Below are 17,356 nucleotides of genomic sequence, written 5' to 3'. Positions count from 1 at the left end.
TTTTTTTAATAAGCCCCTTTTTTTATTTGAGAAAAAATTAATTTTAATCGCCAAATTTTCTAAATAAAGATGAATACATATCGTAGAACTCTGTTTTTGAAAAGTCGTTTAAATCTTCAGGAGACATTTTTTCTACAATATTTTTGAAGTATCCAAAAAGTTTTTTGAATTTATTAATTTCGTTTTCTGATAATAGTATATCAGCTTTAGAACTATACTCATTAACTTGTCCGCTAGCCTCTTCAGATTCGAATAGCTTAATAGCATAATCTAAATCAGATTGAGTAATTTCTCCGTCAAAATCTTCTTCTTCATCTTCTGAATGTTTTCTATCCTCCATTAGTATAGGTTCATTATCATCGCCCAAACTAAATTCTTCTTCAACTGCTACATTATCATCTAGATTTTCTTTATCAATAGTTTCTAATTCTTTTTCTTCAGACATATTCGTCTCCTTATTTAAAAGCTCTTCCATAGAATCAAAATTTTCTAAGGATTTTACTTTGGTATTATCTTCTTGAGTATTATTTTCATTTATCTTATCATTTATTTTTATAAGCTCTACGCCGTCTTCATCATTACCTCTAATAATATTTTCAAGCATATTCAAATCAGAATCTTTTATTTCATCTATTTGAACATTATTTATATATACAAGATCTTCTAATTCTTCATCGCTTACTTCTTCTTTTAATTCATTATTATGATCTTCGTCATATAATTCATCTTCTTGAATATCTTCTTCTTTTGTTTCCTCTTCATGAGTTTCTGAAGCTGTTTCATCAAGTTTTGATTCTTCTTTTATATCTTCTGATGATTCGGAAATGGATTCTTCTTTCAATTCTTCTTCTTTTATATCAGATTCGCTAGAATTAGATAAATAATTTTGATATAATTCTTTTTCTTCTTCTGTTAAATCCTCTGATGAGCTATCTACTTTATCCAAATATCCTTCTATCATGGATTTATCTTCTTCTGTAAGATCTTCTTCGTTATTGATTATCTCTTCTTCTGATACATCTTCTTTTGTTTCATCAGATTTTAATTCTTCTTCTTTTGTATCTTCTGCAGGTTCTGATATTTCTTCTTGAATATCTTCTTCTTTTATTTCCTCTTCATGAGTTTCTGAAGCTGTTTCATCAAGTTTTGATTCTTCTTTTATATCTTCTGATGATTCGGAAATGGATTCTTCTTTCAATTCTTCTTCTTTTATATCAGATTCGCTAGAATTAGATAAATAATTTTGATATAATTCTTTTTCTTCTTCTGTTAAATCCTCTGATGAGCTATCTACTTTATCCAAATATCCTTCTATCATGGATTTATCTTCTTCTGTAAGATCTTCTTCGTTATTGATTATCTCTTCTTCTGATACATCTTCTTTTGTTTCATCAGATTTTAATTCTTCTTTTGTATCTTCTGCAGGTTCTGATATTTCTTCTTGAATATCTTCTTCTTTTATTTCCTCTTCATGAGTTTCTGAAGCTGTTTCATCAAGTTTTGATTCTTCTTTTATATCTTCTGATGATTCGGAAATGGATTCTTCTTTCAATTCTTCTTCTTTTATATCAGATTCGCTAGAATTAGATAAATAATTTTGATATAATTCTTTTTCTTCTTCTGTTAAATCCTCTGATGAGCTATCTACTTTATCCAAATATCCTTCTATCATAGATTTATCTTCTTCTGTAAGATCTTCTTCGTTATTGATTATCTCTTCTTCTGATATATCTTCTTTTGTTTCATCAGGTTTTGATTCTTCTTCTTTTGTATCTTCTGCAGGTTCTGATATTTCTTCTTGAATATCTTCCTCTTTTGTTTCCTCTTCATGAGTTTCTGAAGCTGTTTCATCAAGTTTTGATTCTTCTTTTATATCTTCTAATGGTTCGGATACTTCTTCTTGAATATCTTCCTCTTCTTTTGCTTCTTCATGAATTTCTGAAGTTGTTTCATCAGATTTTAATTCTTCTTTTGTATCTTCTGCAGGTTCTGATGCTTCTTTTGTTTCACTTTCTTTTTTACTGCTTTCTATATACTCCTCATTCATCTTTTGGAACTTAGATATATAATCATCATTTGAAACATCTTTATTATTATTAGATTCCTGATTTTGCAAATAATCATTATACATCTTAGATATATAATCATTACTTAACTCTGAACTCTCTTCTTTTACTTCTTCTGCAGGTTCTGGTAATTCTTCTTTTATTTCTTCTTCCTGAAGCTCTGAAGTTATTTCATCAGGTTTTGATTCTTCTTTTATATCTTCTAATGACTCGGAAACTGATTCATCTTTCAATTCTTCTTTAATCTCTGAATCTGCAGAATTAGATAAATAGCTTTTGTATAATTCTTTTTCTTCTTCTGTTAAATCTTCTTCATTATTGATTGTATCTTTTGATGATTCTTCTTTCAATTCTTCTGCGGGTTCTGATGCTTCTTTTTTTTCACTTTCTTTTTTACTGCTTTCTATATATTCCTCGTTCATCTTTTGGAACTTAGATATATAATCATCATTTGAAACATCTTTACTATTAGATTCCTGATTTTGTAAATAATCATTATACATTTTAGATATATAATCGTTACTTAATTCTGAACTCTCTTCTTTTTCTTCTGGGGCAGATATAGATTCTGTTGCTGATTCTTCTTCTAATTCTTCTGCAGGTTCTGACAATTCTTCTTTTATTTCTTCTTCCTGAGTTTCTGAAGTTATTTCATCAGGTTTTGATTCTTCTTTTATATCTTCTGATGACTCGAAAACTGATTCATCTTTCAATTCTTCTTTAATCTCTGAATCTGTAAGATTAGATAAATAGCTTTTGTATAATTCTTTTTCTTCTTCTGTTAAATCTTCTTCATTATTGATTGTATCTTCTGATGATTCTTCTTTTATTTCACTTTCTTTTTTAATGCTTTCTATATATTCCTCATTCATCTTTTGGAACTTAGATATATAATCATCATTTGAAACATCTTTATTATTATTAGATTCCTGATTTTGCAAATAATCATTATACATCTTAGATATATAATCATTACTTAATTCTGAACTCTCTTCTTTTTCTTCTGGGTAAGATATAGATTCTGTTGCTGATTCTTCTTCTAATTCTTCTGCAGGTTCTGACAATTCTTCTTTTATTTCTTCTTCCTGAACCTCTGAAGTTATTTCATCTGTTTTTTCTTCTTCTGTTAAATCTTCTTCTTTTGTTTCACTTTCTTTTTTACTGCTTTCTATATATTCCTCATTCATCTTTTGGAACTTAGATATATAATCATCATTTGAAACATCTTTATTATTAGATTCCTGATTTTGCAAATAATCATTATACATCTTAGATATATAATCATTACTTAATTCTGAACTCTCTTCTTTTTCTTCTTGGGCAGATATAGATTCTGTTGCTGATTCTTCTTTTAATTCTTCTGCAGGTTCTGGTAATTCTTCTTTTATTTCTTCTTCCTGAACTTCTGAAGTTATTTCATCTGTTTTTTCTTCTTCTGTTAAATCTTCTTCATTATTGATTGTATATTCTGATGATTCTTCTTTCAATTCTTCTTCAGGATTTGATAACTCTTCTTTTATTTCATTTTCTTTTTTACTGCTTTCTATATACTCCTCATTCATCTTTTGGAACTTAGATATATAATCATCATTTGAAACATCTTTATTGTTAGATTCCTGATTTTGCAAATAATCATTATACATCTTAGATATATAATCGTTACTTAATTCTGAACTATCTTCTTTTTCTTCTGGGACAGATATGGATTCTGTTGCTGATTCTTCTTTTATTTCTTCTTCCTGAACTTCTGAAGTTATTTCATCTGTTTTTGTATCTTCTTCCTGCGATTGTGAAATTAATTCCTCTGGTTTTGATTCTTCTAATGACTCAGAAACTGATTCATCTTTCAATTCTTCATTAATCTCTGAGTCTGAAGGATTAGATAAATAGCTTTGATATAATTCTTTTTCTTCTTCCGTTAAATCCTCTGATGAACTATCTACTTTATCCAAATAGTCTTCTATCATAGATTTATCTTCTTCTGTAAGATCTTCTTCGTTATTAATTATCTCTTCTGATGATTCTTCTTCTAATTCTTCTGCAGGTTCTGGCAATTCTTCTTTTATTTCTTCTTCCTGAACTTCTGAAGTTATTTCATCTGTTTTTGTATCTTCTTCCTGCGATTGTGAAATTAATTCCTCTGGTTTTGATTCTTCTAATGACTCAGAAACTGATTCATCTTTCAATTCTTCATTAATCTCTGAGTCTGAAGGATTAGATAAATAGCTTTGATATAATTCTTTTTCTTCTTCCGTTAAATCCTCTGATGAACTATCTACTTTATCCAAATAGTCTTCTATCATAGATTTATCTTCTTCTGTAAGATCTTCTTCGTTATTAATTATCTCTTCTGATGATTCTTCTTCTAATTCTTCTGCAGGTTCTGGCAATTCTTCTTTTATTTCTTCTTCCTGAACTTCTGAAGTTATTTCATCTGTTTTTATATCTTCTTCCTGTGATTGTGAAGTTAATTCCTCTGGTTTTGATTCTTCTGTAGGTTCATCTATTTCTTCTTTTATTTCATCTATTTCTTCAGCCTGTAATTCAGAAGTTAATTCTTCATCTTTTATTTCTTCTAACTCTTCATCAGATATTTCTGACATAGAATAATTATTTTCTCTGTAGTCATCGGTAATATCTTCTTCATTCTCATTCACATAACCATCATCTATTTCTTCCAACTCTTTATCAGATACTTCTGACATAGTATAATTATTTTCTCTGTAGTCATCGGTAATATCTTCTTCATTTGATGAAGACTCTATAGCAACATCTCTAGTTATTAAATCAAGTTCATTTCCAGATAATTGTATTATATCATCATCATTATCTATTTCTGTTATATAATTAGATTCATCTATATAATCAACATTATCTATATCTGGAACTACAACATTTCTATCATTGTATTGTATACTTATTTCATCTTCTTTTAAATTATCTTCTTTTATTAAATTTACTTCTTTAGGCTCTTCATCATCTATTTCAGGTAATTCTATTTCATCATCTATCAACAATGAATCATCATTATCAATAATTACAGAAATATCATCATATAAATCAGGTACTTCTATTTCGTCATTATTATTACTATTAATTTTCTGATTGTTAAAAAATGTATTCAAATCAAATTCTTCAACACAATCAATGTCTTCTAATTCTTCTTCTGTAAGAGCATCTTTTTCAGATACTTCTTTCATAAGTGTATCTTGTTCTTCAGTATATATATGCTGAACAACATAATTTTGTTCATCCGAAAATTTAGAATCATCAACATCTATATTATCTTTTGCATAAGAAGTTCTTTTTATTTTTGTTCCGTCTTCCAATTCAATTAATGTATATTTATCCAATGATAATTCATTATTAATTTCTGAAGCATCAGAATCTTTTACATATTCTTCTTCGGCTGTACCTTCATCAATAGATTTTTCTATATTTTCTAATTCTTCTAAAGCAGATAAACCTTCGTCAATTAATTCTTCTTCTATGTCTTCTGATTCTTCTTCGGATGTGCCTTCATCGATAGATTCTTCTATATTTTCTAATTCTTCTAAAGCAGATAAACCTTCATCAATTAATTCTTCTTCTATGTCTTCTGATTCTTCTTTTGGGGAAGCAGATTCTTCTTCAGATGTGCCTTCATCAATAGATTTTTCTATATTTTCTAATTCTTCTAAAGCAGATAGACCTTCATCAATTAATTCTTCTTCTGTATTTTCTATTTCCTCTGAAGAGGATAAAGATTCATTATTTTCCGCAGGTTCTTCAGTTACTTCTACATCTGATGCTTCTTCTTCCAATATATTATCAGCATCTAAAAGCTCTTCATCTGTATACTCTTTCATCTCCAAATCGGATTCTTCTTTTTGGGGAGCAGATTCTTCTTCGGATGTGCCTTCATCAATAGATTCTTCTATATTTTCTAATTCTTCTAAAGCAGATAAACCTTCATCAATTAATTCTTCTTCTGTATTTTCTGTTTCCTCTGAAGAGGATAAAGATTCATTATTTTCCGCAGGTTCTTCAGTTACTTCTACATCTGATGCTTCTTCTTCCAATATATTATCAGCATCTAGAAGTTCTTCATCTGTATACTCTTTCATCTCCAAATCGGATTCTTCTTTTTGGGGAGCAGATTCTTCTTCGGATGTGCCTTCATCAATAGATTCTTCTATATTTTCTAATTCTTCTAAAGCAGATAAACCTTCATCAATTAATTCTTCTTCTATATTTTCTGTTTCCTCTGAAGAGGATAAAGATTCATTATTTTCCGCAGGTTCTTCAGTTACTTCTACATCTGATGTTTCTTCTTCCAATATATTATCAGCATCTAGAAGCTCTTCATCCGTATACTCTTTCATATCTAAATCAGATTCTTCTGTATTTTCTGTTTCATCTGAAGAGGACAAAGATTCATTATTTTTTACAGGTTCTTCAGTTACTTCTACATCTGATGTTTCTTCTTCCAATATATTATCAGCATCTAGAAGCTCTTCATCTGTATACTCTTTCATCTCCAAATCGGATTCTTCTTCAGTATCTTCATCAATAGATTCTTCTATATTTTCTGTCTCTTCCAAAGATGATGCAGATTCATTATCTTTTACAGGTTCTTCAGTTACTTCTAAATCTGATGCTTCTTCTTCCAATATATTATCAGCATCTAGAAGCTCTTCATCTGTATACTCTTTCATCTCCAAATCGGATTCTTCTTCTGTATCTTCATCGATAGATTCTTCTGTATTTTCTGTTTCATCTAAAGAGGACGAAGATTCATTATCTTTTACAGGTTCTTCAGTTACTTCTACATCTGATGTTTCTTCTTCCAATATATTATCAGAATCAAGAAGCTCTTCATCCGTATACTCTTTCATATCTAAATCAGATTCTTCTGTATTTTCTGTTTCACCTGAAGAGGACAAAGATTCATTATTTTTTACAGGTTCTTCAGTTACTTCTAAATCTGATGCTTCTTCTTCCAATATGTTATTTATATCAAGAAGCTCTTCATCTGTATACTCTTTCATATCTAAATCGGATTCTTCTTCTGTATTTTCATCAATAGATTCTTCTATGTTTTCTGTCTCTTCCAAAGATGATGCAGATTCATTGTTTTCTGAAGTATCAGAATGTTCTTCTATATCGTGAAAATTTCCTAAAGATATTAAATCTTCTATATTGAGATCTTTAGATGTGTTATTTTGATTATTTGATGAATCTTTTAAAGTATCTTCTAAATTATTTAAATCTGTTTCGCCTAAACGAATACTCTCATCTTTAATATCTTCTTCCAAATTTGAAAAATTATCTGTGCTGATTAAATCTTCTATATCAACATCTTTTTCATTATCAATTTTCAATTCTTTTAAAGTATTATCTAAACTATTTAACTCTTCTGCATTAAAGTTTTCATCTTCAATAGATTTTTCTACATTGGACGAATCTTCTGAATCATTTTCTAACTGATTATACAATAAATCTTCATCGCTATATTCTGATACATCAATTTTTTTGAAGCTTTCATCTAAACTAAAATCTTCAACTGTTTCAATATTACTTAATTCATAACCCTCTAAAGATTCATCTTCAGATTCTTTATGTATATCATTCTCTTCTTTTGAATAGATATTATTTATTATTTCAGATTGCTCTTCTGTTAATTCCGATGTTTTTTCTGATTCTTCTTCAATTTTAGCTTCTTCTTTAAAAGTATTATCAGCATTAGGAAATAGTTTAGACATATCTATTTCAGAATCAACTATTTCGCCTGCCCCTTCTATATCGTTTTCTGATAAACTTAAAGCTTCCTGAAGATTTTTATATTTTTTGGTTTCTTCATCTGAATAAGCATTATTAGTTATTTCTTCACTGCCTTCTAAATTGATATTTTCAGAATTATCTTTTTCTTCATATCCTTTAGTAGTGATTTTAGCTAGTATTTTAGGGCTTTCTTTATCAGAATTACCTATAGATATTACAGGAAAGTCATTTTCATTAATTTCTATAGTCTTTTCTAGAAGTTTATTTATTTCATACTCATCGAGCGAGATGTCTTTATTACTTTCAAAAATACTAGCGAATTCTTTTTCCACTATCAATTCTCTTCATAATTTTTTCTTATAGTTGAATATCTTTTTTGTATATTAATCGTGGTATCATTGGTTATAGGCGTATTATAATCAAACCCAACCGGCAAATATCCAAGCTCAGTCATTCCTCCGCAAATTTCTAAAACTTCAGATACTGAGATGCCATATTTACAAAAATATACTCCCTGATTAACAACCGCCCCTTTTACTGTAATACTAATTAATTCATTATTTGTATTATTAGTTTTATAAAAAAGATTTATAAATATACCAAATACAAATATCAATAATGTAAAAGATAAACAAAGTATTCTATCTCTCATAATATTATCGGTTACTATTTTATATAACTATATAATTTTATTTAATGATATCATTCTTTTTATTTGTAGTCAAGATTTCTATTAATTAATATATAATAATTGTATTTTTTACTTGAATATTTGTATAATAGTATTATACTATTAAAAATATAGTATTTATTTCCGATTATTATTAATAAAATAAATTATATGGTGTTATTATATGTTTGATTTAGATGTAGTAAATGCTTTCAGCAAAGGTACAGTAATTATATTAAAAAGTTATTTCAATTCAAAAGTTGGAAAAGGCGATGTAAGAATATACAGAAACGCAAATCATGTCGGAGGCGTTATAGTATTCGTAGGCATTACGGGAGATTTAAGCGGAAGACTTATGTTTAATATGAACAAAGCAACTGCTTTTAAATTAGCTTCAGCTCTTAATATGGAATCTATAACTACAATAGATGATATATTTATTGCAACTATCAAAGAATTTGTTAATATGGTTGCTGGAAGTGCTATTAATGATTTATCAACAAAACATATAGATTTGGATATGACTCCTCCTGCAATACTTATGAGTGAACAGATGTCCATGTTAGAAAAGGAAAACGATAAAATATTATCTATAAGTTATAAAACAGAATTAGGCGAAATATTTATGAACTTAATTTTATTTAATCAAACTAATTGATAATGCCCAAAATAATACAATATCCATTAATATTATTTATTATAGCTTTAATTATAAAAATAATTATTGATAATATTTGTATAACAGTAAAATCAAATAAATTTTTAGATAAATATTTCAAAGATGAAGATAAATTATATTCTTTAGAAGAAGTTTCATCAGCTTTTAGATTAGAAAAAGAACATTTTTCACAGCTTTTATCTACATTAGAAAAATATCATTATTTTTCCTTCTTTAATAAAAGAGGTGTTACAATGGTAAAAGATTACTATTCAAGATATGAATTAAAATATTTAATCCGCCTTTTATCTAAAAAACAAAAGCTGAAATATTAATTATTACATTATTTCTTTAATAAATAAATCGCTCGATACAGACAAATCAACAACCTCTAAACCATCACTGACAGTACCGTCAAGATGCTTAACAATAGAAAGTACAGGTCTTAAAGGTAAATTAGGGTTCTGTTCTATAACTCTTGCTATACTTCCATTGGAAAGTTTTACTCTTGTGTTATTAGGGTAAAATCCTACAGCCTTCTGAAATGCTTTTACAACATCGCTGTCAAAATCTTTTTTTGCCAAAGATATAATTATTTTTACAGCTTTATCCGGAGTGCATGGAACACCATGTTCTCCTTTAGTTATCAAATTATTAAAAGTATTACAAATAGATACTATTTTACTATATAAACTTATGTCTTTATTGTCTTTTTGAAAAGGATATCCCGTTCCATCATATTTTTCATGATGCTCCAATACAATATCTGCTATATTATCATCTAAATTATCCCTTTTTACCAATTTATAACCTTGAGTAGGATGTTTTTTTAATATAGCCCCTTCTTCTTTAGTAAGATTAACTTTTGAAAGCAAACTTTCCTGTATAAGAACTTTTCCTATATCATGCACTAAAGCTCCAAGCATAATATTAGACATATCAACTTTAGTAAGATTTAATTCACCGGCAGTAATAGCCGCTAATGTCGCTACATCAACAGCATGTTTATACATAGTTTCATCTTTCCTTTTTAACATAGAAAGATATGAATGAGCATCTTTATTTTCAACTATAGAAGAAAGCATAGTATTAACTTCCTTCTTCATAGAATCAAAATCTATTCCGCCTCCGTTCTTGGCTGTTTCATACAATGACTTAGTTTTTTCTATAGCAGCCTCCTGCTTTTTAGCTACCTCCTGACTATCTATTTTCAATATTTTTTTTCCATTCTCTTCTATTACGCCTCTTAATACAGCTTTTTTTCCGTCTCCTGAAGTATTAACAGTATTTTCTTTTTTTAAATCCAATAGTTCCATTACACTAATTGTAGTGATAGAATTTCTTTTTAAAGTTTCTATAATGTCTTTTGTAATTACAGTACCAATATCTACAATTCTTTTTTCATCGCTATTATATATATTGCTGGCTACTTTCATTCCCTCTTTTACTTCATTTAATGGTATAATAATCTTTGGCATTTAGTTCCTCACTATAAATAATAAATCATCATATTAAAGATATAATATCATATAGTTATATATTATCAAGTAAAATTATGTTAATTTATATATATAAAATTTTATACTAATTATAAATTTATGTATTTTTTCCAAATCTTATTGATGTTACATTATATTTGTTAAGCCTTAATATAAACATCGCTAATATTACAGCAAAAAATAATGCTGCTACTATAAAATAATTAGCTATAGAAACCGCACTCTCATTTTGTATGCTATTAAGCCTTGCTGATTTTGAATTTATACTCTCATCTATAGCATTAGCTTCAGATATGTTTCCGCTTTCCATTAGAGAACCTTTTCTAATCCTCAAATTATCTATTTCCTGTATTATACTGTCAGCTTCTCTGTCTTTTTTTATATTCTTATAAAGGTTATATCCCCAAGTACCTACACCTATTAAGGATAAAATAGAAGTTATTATAATTAATACTAATATAGCAAATCTTCTTTTTTTATGCTTAAATTCGATATATTTAAAGATTTCGATTTTATCTCCTCAATATGATCTGTAAGCTCTTTAGATTCCGGATATGTTAATTTAGCCTCTTCCATGCATGATAAAAGATTAAGCATAGATTTATATCTCTCAGATCTCTGAAATCCTAAATAATATTTATCTATCTCCTTTATTTTATCTTCTACAGTATGTTTAACCGTTTTAGGCTTTAAAAAATATGATTTTTTTTTCTTCTTTTTTTTATTTTCATCGTCTGAGTTATCATTTATTTCTTCTTCTTCTTCATTATCTATAAGATTAATATTATTCTCATCATTATTATTAAATCCTTTATCTAATTTTCTAATTCCTCCTAATGTGCTTTCCTGACTTACAGTATTCCCATTCCTATCCTTTATCTGAACTCTGATTCCGAATGTATTTCTGAACATAGCTTCAGCACTTTCCACGCTAGTATCCTTATTAATAACTATAAAAGCTTTTTGATTTTTTCTAGGGTCAGATATTTCAAATAATTTAATATTGTCAGATTTATGAGCACCTTTATATATTCCTAAAGATACTCCAAACTCTCTGTCAAAAGCATCAAGCAGTTTTGATATTGACATATCTAATGTAATCTTCATAATAAACAACCTTCATTATATAGTTATTTTACCATATTTTACAATAAATAAAACATATATACGCAAAAAAAGAAAAAATATACCATATTAATACTTGATTTTTATTCAGTATAATTTATAATTTAGGCATTAAAAAACTTAAATTTATATGTCCTTATATGGCATATTGCCGAGATGGCGAAATTGGTAGACGCAGCAGACTCAAAATCTGCCTGAGGCAACTCAGTGAGGGTTCGAGTCCCTCTCTCGGCACATTAAATTACTATAAATGAGTTTGCACATGAATTACTCAGCTATAATAATAGATGATGATAATAACAGATTAAATAAAGTCAAAGCTGCTTTAGAAAGTTCTTCTATAGAAGTATTCATAGCCGAAAATTTATATGAACTTATAAGTAAAATATATAAATACAGTGTAACAATTTTAGTATTTAATCCTAATCTTGTATGGATAAATATCATGGAATTCATTGCAGAACTCAAAAAACTTCCAAATTTTAATGAATTTACTATATTCTTTTTATATGAAAATATAGACATAGACTTAGAAAAAGAAGCAAAAAAACATAATATAATATGCATGAAATATCCTATGCATATAAATAAATTAATAACAAAAATAGAATCTCTATGATTCAATCATAAATTTTATAAAAAAAGTAGTTCCTTCATTTGGTATTGATTCTACATCTATAGTTCCGTTATGTTCAGATATTATCTTTTCAACAGTGGAAAGTCCTATGCCTGTACCCTTTTCTTTTGATGTGAAATAAGGCTCAAATATTTTATGTAAATTATTTTTTTCAATTCCAATGCCTGTATCTGTAATACTGATAATAAAAAATTCATTCAAATCTATAATTTCATGGTATGATGATATATAGATCATATACCTTGAAGACTTTTCCATAGCTTCTACAGCATTTTTTATCAAATTTCTAAAAGCCATTATCAATTTTTCTCTATCCATATTAATAAAATAATCATGCTTACTCAATACTACATTAAATTTAACAGAGCTGATATTTTTGAAAGATTCTAAAACTTCTATTAAAGCACCATTAATAGACTGTTTATCATCTGAAAGTTTAATAGCAAATGAAAATTCTGAGAAAGATCTTACCAAATTAGAAATTACATTAGCATTTTTTATTATAATATTGGAAGAATTTTTAATCCTTTCAACATCTTTTTCGGTCATATTTACAGATATTTTCCTATCTATAAGCTCAGCATTCATTATTATAGGCATAAGCGGATTTTTTATCTCATGTGCCACTTTAATAGCAGCCTCCCTCCAAGTTTCAAGCCTTGCCCTTGTATTTTCTCTATCTCTATGATATTTTAAAGCCCTAGCCATTACATTAAATCTATGTATTAAATTTCTCATGTCATGCACTCCGCCCAGCTTCATATCTATATTAAAATCAGCATTTGTAATGGAATTTGTGGCATTAAGTATAAGGCTTACAGGTCCTGTTATTAATCTTGATAAAGCTATTCCGAATATTATGGAAAAAAATGTAGATATGCCAAGAACAAATAGATACATTAGACTTAGTATCATAGAAAACTCATTAGTAAACATATTAACAGAGTTATATATCCTAAAACTTTCCAGAGCATTATTTCTTACTTCTATATAATTTTTAGGCATAATTTCAGACCATATTACATAATTATTGCTATATGATAATGGTATAATCGCATTAACATAAAATGAACCGTTATATTCACTATTAATAAATATTATATTAGTATTAGTTAATTTATAATTAATATCAAGAGGTATATAATTGGCTGAATTAAAAAAAATTATATTATTAACATTATAAGAATTTGATAAAAATACTACATTATCAAAATATTTTGAAGATTTTATTTCATCGCTTATATCTTCATACTTAGAATAGCCTGTTCCTAAATCATTAAACAAATTATTAAAATAATTTATGCCAACTTTTTCTATAATTCCATACATAAATTCCTGTTTCTCTGTTATTTCTCTATTTGAAATATCCATCACATATTCTACAGAACTGTTTATATTTTGATCTAAAAATAAATTTAAATTGCTTTTTATTATAAATGTTGATATTTTACTTATAACAATACTAGGAAGCACCGTCATAAGTCCCATAATCAATACTATCACCAATTTTAAATGAGAGCCTTCTTTTTTCATTATGGCATCAACAACAAATTTAATTATCACTATAATGCCTATTATAATACTTGTAAGAGGAAAAAACATTACAGCGAACATATAAAATTGATTTGTAATGTTAGGCTCGTATATAAAACTGCTTACCCATAAAGTAGCTATAAAATTTATTAAAGTAAATAAACATATAAGGCTTGGAAATAATACACCATATCTAATTTTTATTTTTGATAATATTTTTTTTATAAAATTCATAATATAATTATTATTTAAGCATATCTTTTAATATAATTTTCATATCATCTATTTTTTTTAATTGCACAGCATTAATACCCATCTCTAAAGCAGAATTAACATTGTTTATATTATCATCTATAAATAAACATTCATCAGCTTTTAGAGCGAATTTAGTTAAAAAATACTCATAAATATCTTTATTAGGCTTAATCATTTTTACATGTGCTGAAACTACTCCGCCTATACAAGTATTATCAAAAAAATCTGTTTCTTTTCTCAATACTTCAAATGTTTCAGCCGGCATATTGGAAAGATAGTATATATCATATCCTTTATTTTTATATTCTTTAAGTAAAGATATATTGTTATGATTTTTATTAAGGCATAATGTTAATGCACTATCAAATAAATCATCAATAATTTTTTTATATTTCGGATTCATTTGTATAAATAATTTTCTTGCATCATTAAAAGCTAAATCACCCTTATCCATAAGATTCCAATTTTCATTTAGAAAAGAACTTTGTAAAAATTGTTCTCTATCTTCAGAATCTATATATTTATTCATAAATTCATTTACGCTAAATTCATATAATACATTTCCAATATCTGAAATAATATTTTTAATCATAAAATAACCTTTAAAAATTTATTATATATTATATTTTCTATAAAATGTTTGTCAAGTATATTAAAAACTAATCAAGAAGCAAATAAATTTTTTAATATTATGTTAATTTTATAATTATGCTCTTGACAAATAATTAAAAAGAATTTATATTGTAAGAACTCTGCTGTTCTCGTTGAACGATAGTACATTCTTGCGCCAGTATAAATTAATGCATTAGGGATCTGGAGCGAAGCATTAATGATAGGCTCGCCGTTATCGCGATACGGTTTTGAGAAATCAAGGTCATGTTTCTGAGGAACCCACCTGACGAAAAAAGTCAGGCGCATTTATGTCGTATACGGCTCAGCGGAGCTCTTTAATATAATACACTCCTAAATTAATTCCAACAGCAAAGAAAACATTTCAAGTAAAATTCGCTTTAGCCGATAACTAATATAGTTTTTTGTATCTTTATTAGAAGATAACTATATCTAAAGGCTAAATATTATGAATGAAAATGAAAAACAAAAAATAATGAAGACTATTTTAAGTTTAATGATATCTTTTCTTATCATTTTTATAGCGGCAATGTTTGCCCGTGCTGCAAGCAATACTGTATTGCCTCAAAATAATGGCATAGCTGTGTTTATAAATGATTATTTAGATATGATGATGCAGAAAATAGACAAAATAGCTGTAAAAATGAAAATAAAAAGAAACAGTATATCTGAATATCAAGTTAATTTAATAACTCAATCCATATCTGATTATATCGGATATAGTATGTATCAGACATCAGATTCACTGAAAAATTTTAATCCTAATAATACGCCTTCAAAATCTCAAATAGATAAATATAAAAATAATTATTATAAAATGACTGTAGAAAATCCATATCTAAGAGGAATGACAGTTTTTAATATTGAAGGAAAAATGCTTCTTAATTTATATTTATCAAGAAACAAATCTTGGCCTTTAGAGCTTCAGGATAATTTAATAAATGAAATTAAAACAAAAGGTTCATTAGTTTTAAATGCTACAAATGAAAATGCATTCTATATAATGGAATATATAAAAAATCCTTATGGAGAAATAATAGTTGCTACTAGAAATGATTATGCTTATGTATCCGATATAGCTATGTATTATCAAGTAGCAGATAAAAGACTTTATGTAAGCGATGCTAGAAACTCAGTTTATAATGTGAGAGAAGCCGTTGGAGACAATAACATAGAAAAAGTTTCAAGCGTTATAAACAGATATGCTTACTATAAAAAACAGCCTAGCTTTATAGTTAATGATTCTCTTTCTGTTTCTATGATAGGAAAAGAATATCCTAACTACTTTGAACTTATAGTACTTGCTATAACTGCATTATTAATACTAGTTTGTCAATTATTTATAAAAGCTATAGTATATTTCTTCAAATATATTATGCAGATAAAAAGCAATAAAGATTATGTGGAAAGCATAAAAGGAAATGATGAGCTTATAAGTAAAAATATAGTTAACTCACAATTACCTAAATCAAATCCTATAGAAGAAATGCCTCCTATAGTTCAAAAGGTACAATACAAAATACCTGATGAATATATAAAAAATAATACAGAGCACAAAAATGATGACAAATTCAATATAGGAAAAGATATATTAAATATAGTATCAACTATAAAAGAAGAAATAAATGCATGTAAAAATAAATTTGCTATTGATAAAAAAGATTTAGAAGAAAAATTAGAAAATTTAGAAAATAAAACAGAAGAAATAAAAACTGAAATAGACATAGAAACAGCATTTGCTAATATAAAAAAAGATTTGCAGGAAGAATACAACAGAGCAATTGAAGAAACTTTTTTGGAAGATAGCCTTTATGATATTAGCAGAGAAAACGAAGATGAATATTATGATAATATATCTATAAATGATTATGAAGTAAAAGAAAATCAATATGAAGAAAATTATGATAATATTGCAAATGACTATGAAATAAAAGAAGAACAGTATGAAGAAAATTATGATATTTCTATAAATGATTATAAAGAAGAAGAAAATAATGATAAAGAAGAGTTTATGTCAATAGCTAATGAAGAATTGAATAATACATCTTCCAGCTTTATTAAAGAAACTTTATCTTTAGATGAAAATATATTGAAAAATAATATATCAAATAATTATAAAAAAGAAGAAAGCAGCTATGAAAATATTGACAATGAATTTAATAAAAAAATAATAAAAAATGAGCTGTTATCAAGCTACAAAGCAAAAGAAGAAGAAAAAAATAAAGAGTATGTAAGAAATTTATTTAATAGCAAAAAATCTGATAATCATATAAACAATGATTCTCATGATATTAGTATGGATATACTAAATTCATATAATAAAGCTATCGATAATATAAAAAATAAAAATGAAAAAGACGAAGATTCTAAAGAAGATATAAAATCATCTAATTTAGATAATTCTTCTAATTCAAGAACAGATGATGTGTTTGCTGCTTTCGATAAAATGTTATCCTCTATAATAAGCAAAGCAGAGGAAGATGCAAGAAGAAGCATAACAAAAAAATAATAGTTGTTTAG

The 17,356-nt window shown here is 26.9% G+C and carries 9 protein-coding genes, 1 tRNA gene and 1 pseudogene; 5 read left to right on the top strand and 6 right to left on the bottom strand.

Features of this window, described 5'->3' with window-relative positions; translation table 11 throughout:
- Positions 1-43: 43 nt before the first annotated feature.
- Entirely contained in the window at positions 44-8,161 is an 8,118-nt protein-coding gene (locus BHAMNSH16_RS09630; RefSeq protein ID WP_088859748.1) for a midas domain-containing protein, read from the bottom strand.
- A 2-nt stretch (positions 8,162-8,163) separates the two neighbouring features.
- A complete protein-coding gene (locus BHAMNSH16_RS09625; RefSeq protein WP_008731121.1) occupies positions 8,164-8,481 on the bottom strand; it encodes an SLBB domain-containing protein in 318 nt (105 codons plus the stop codon).
- A 202-nt stretch (positions 8,482-8,683) separates the two neighbouring features.
- Here BHAMNSH16_RS09625 and BHAMNSH16_RS09620 point away from each other — a divergent pair, with 202 nt between their 5' ends.
- Both BHAMNSH16_RS09620 and BHAMNSH16_RS09615 read left to right on the top strand, forming a co-directional pair.
- Complete coding sequence (locus tag BHAMNSH16_RS09620) at positions 8,684-9,157, top strand: chemotaxis protein CheX (protein WP_008722398.1); 474 nt, start codon at positions 8,684-8,686, stop codon at positions 9,155-9,157.
- A 2-nt stretch (positions 9,158-9,159) separates the two neighbouring features.
- Positions 9,160-9,492 (top strand): hypothetical protein, encoded by a 333-nt coding sequence (locus tag BHAMNSH16_RS09615; protein ID WP_008731119.1) that lies wholly within the window; start codon positions 9,160-9,162, stop codon positions 9,490-9,492.
- Positions 9,493-9,495: 3 nt separating this feature from the next.
- Here the strand turns inward: BHAMNSH16_RS09615 and BHAMNSH16_RS09610 are convergent, their stop codons facing one another.
- Together BHAMNSH16_RS09610 and BHAMNSH16_RS09605 are read right to left on the bottom strand one after the other, a co-directional pair.
- Positions 9,496-10,635: an HD-GYP domain-containing protein gene (locus BHAMNSH16_RS09610; protein ID WP_008731118.1), complete on the bottom strand. Its 1,140-nt coding sequence runs from the start codon at positions 10,633-10,635 to the stop codon at positions 9,496-9,498.
- A 118-nt stretch (positions 10,636-10,753) separates the two neighbouring features.
- Positions 10,754-11,763 (bottom strand): annotated as a pseudogene (locus BHAMNSH16_RS09605) (hypothetical protein).
- 168 nt (positions 11,764-11,931) lie between these two features.
- Here BHAMNSH16_RS09605 and BHAMNSH16_RS09600 point away from each other — a divergent pair.
- A tRNA-Leu gene (locus BHAMNSH16_RS09600) sits at positions 11,932-12,015 on the top strand.
- 28 nt (positions 12,016-12,043) lie between these two features.
- On the top strand, positions 12,044-12,400 hold the full coding sequence (locus BHAMNSH16_RS09595) for a response regulator (RefSeq protein ID WP_008731117.1): 357 nt from the start codon (positions 12,044-12,046) through the stop codon (positions 12,398-12,400).
- On the opposite strand, the gene BHAMNSH16_RS09590 is transcribed toward BHAMNSH16_RS09595, so the two are convergent.
- Both BHAMNSH16_RS09590 and BHAMNSH16_RS09585 read right to left on the bottom strand, forming a co-directional pair.
- Complete coding sequence (locus BHAMNSH16_RS09590) at positions 12,395-14,185, bottom strand: sensor histidine kinase (RefSeq protein WP_069731964.1); 1,791 nt, start codon at positions 14,183-14,185, stop codon at positions 12,395-12,397. The genes BHAMNSH16_RS09595 and BHAMNSH16_RS09590 overlap by 6 nt on opposite strands.
- A 10-nt stretch (positions 14,186-14,195) precedes the next feature.
- Entirely contained in the window at positions 14,196-14,798 is a 603-nt protein-coding gene (locus tag BHAMNSH16_RS09585; protein WP_008731116.1) for an HAD-IA family hydrolase, read from the bottom strand.
- Positions 14,799-15,284: 486 nt separating this feature from the next.
- Between BHAMNSH16_RS09585 and BHAMNSH16_RS09580 the strand changes: the two genes are divergently transcribed.
- Positions 15,285-17,345 (top strand): hypothetical protein, encoded by a 2,061-nt coding sequence (locus BHAMNSH16_RS09580; protein WP_069731963.1) that lies wholly within the window; start codon positions 15,285-15,287, stop codon positions 17,343-17,345.
- The last annotated feature ends 11 nt before the right edge of the window (positions 17,346-17,356 follow it).

It is taken from the genome of Brachyspira hampsonii (assembly GCF_002214805.1).
Classification (GTDB): domain Bacteria; phylum Spirochaetota; class Brachyspiria; order Brachyspirales; family Brachyspiraceae; genus Brachyspira; species Brachyspira hampsonii.
The sequence above is the reverse complement of the archived record's forward strand: the minus strand, read 5'-3'. Positions and strand labels throughout refer to the sequence as shown.

Coding starts and splice junctions, on each gene's coding strand:
- BHAMNSH16_RS09625 (WP_008731121.1), bottom strand. CDS start 8,481: ATGAGAGATAGAATACTTTGTTTATCTTTTACATTATTGATATTTGTA.
- BHAMNSH16_RS09620 (WP_008722398.1), top strand. CDS start 8,684: ATGTTTGATTTAGATGTAGTAAATGCTTTCAGCAAAGGTACAGTAATT.
- BHAMNSH16_RS09615 (WP_008731119.1), top strand. CDS start 9,160: ATGCCCAAAATAATACAATATCCATTAATATTATTTATTATAGCTTTA.
- BHAMNSH16_RS09610 (WP_008731118.1), bottom strand. CDS start 10,635: ATGCCAAAGATTATTATACCATTAAATGAAGTAAAAGAGGGAATGAAA.
- BHAMNSH16_RS09595 (WP_008731117.1), top strand. CDS start 12,044: ATGAATTACTCAGCTATAATAATAGATGATGATAATAACAGATTAAAT.
- BHAMNSH16_RS09590 (WP_069731964.1), bottom strand. CDS start 14,185: ATGAATTTTATAAAAAAAATATTATCAAAAATAAAAATTAGATATGGT.
- BHAMNSH16_RS09585 (WP_008731116.1), bottom strand. CDS start 14,798: ATGATTAAAAATATTATTTCAGATATTGGAAATGTATTATATGAATTT.
- BHAMNSH16_RS09580 (WP_069731963.1), top strand. CDS start 15,285: ATGAATGAAAATGAAAAACAAAAAATAATGAAGACTATTTTAAGTTTA.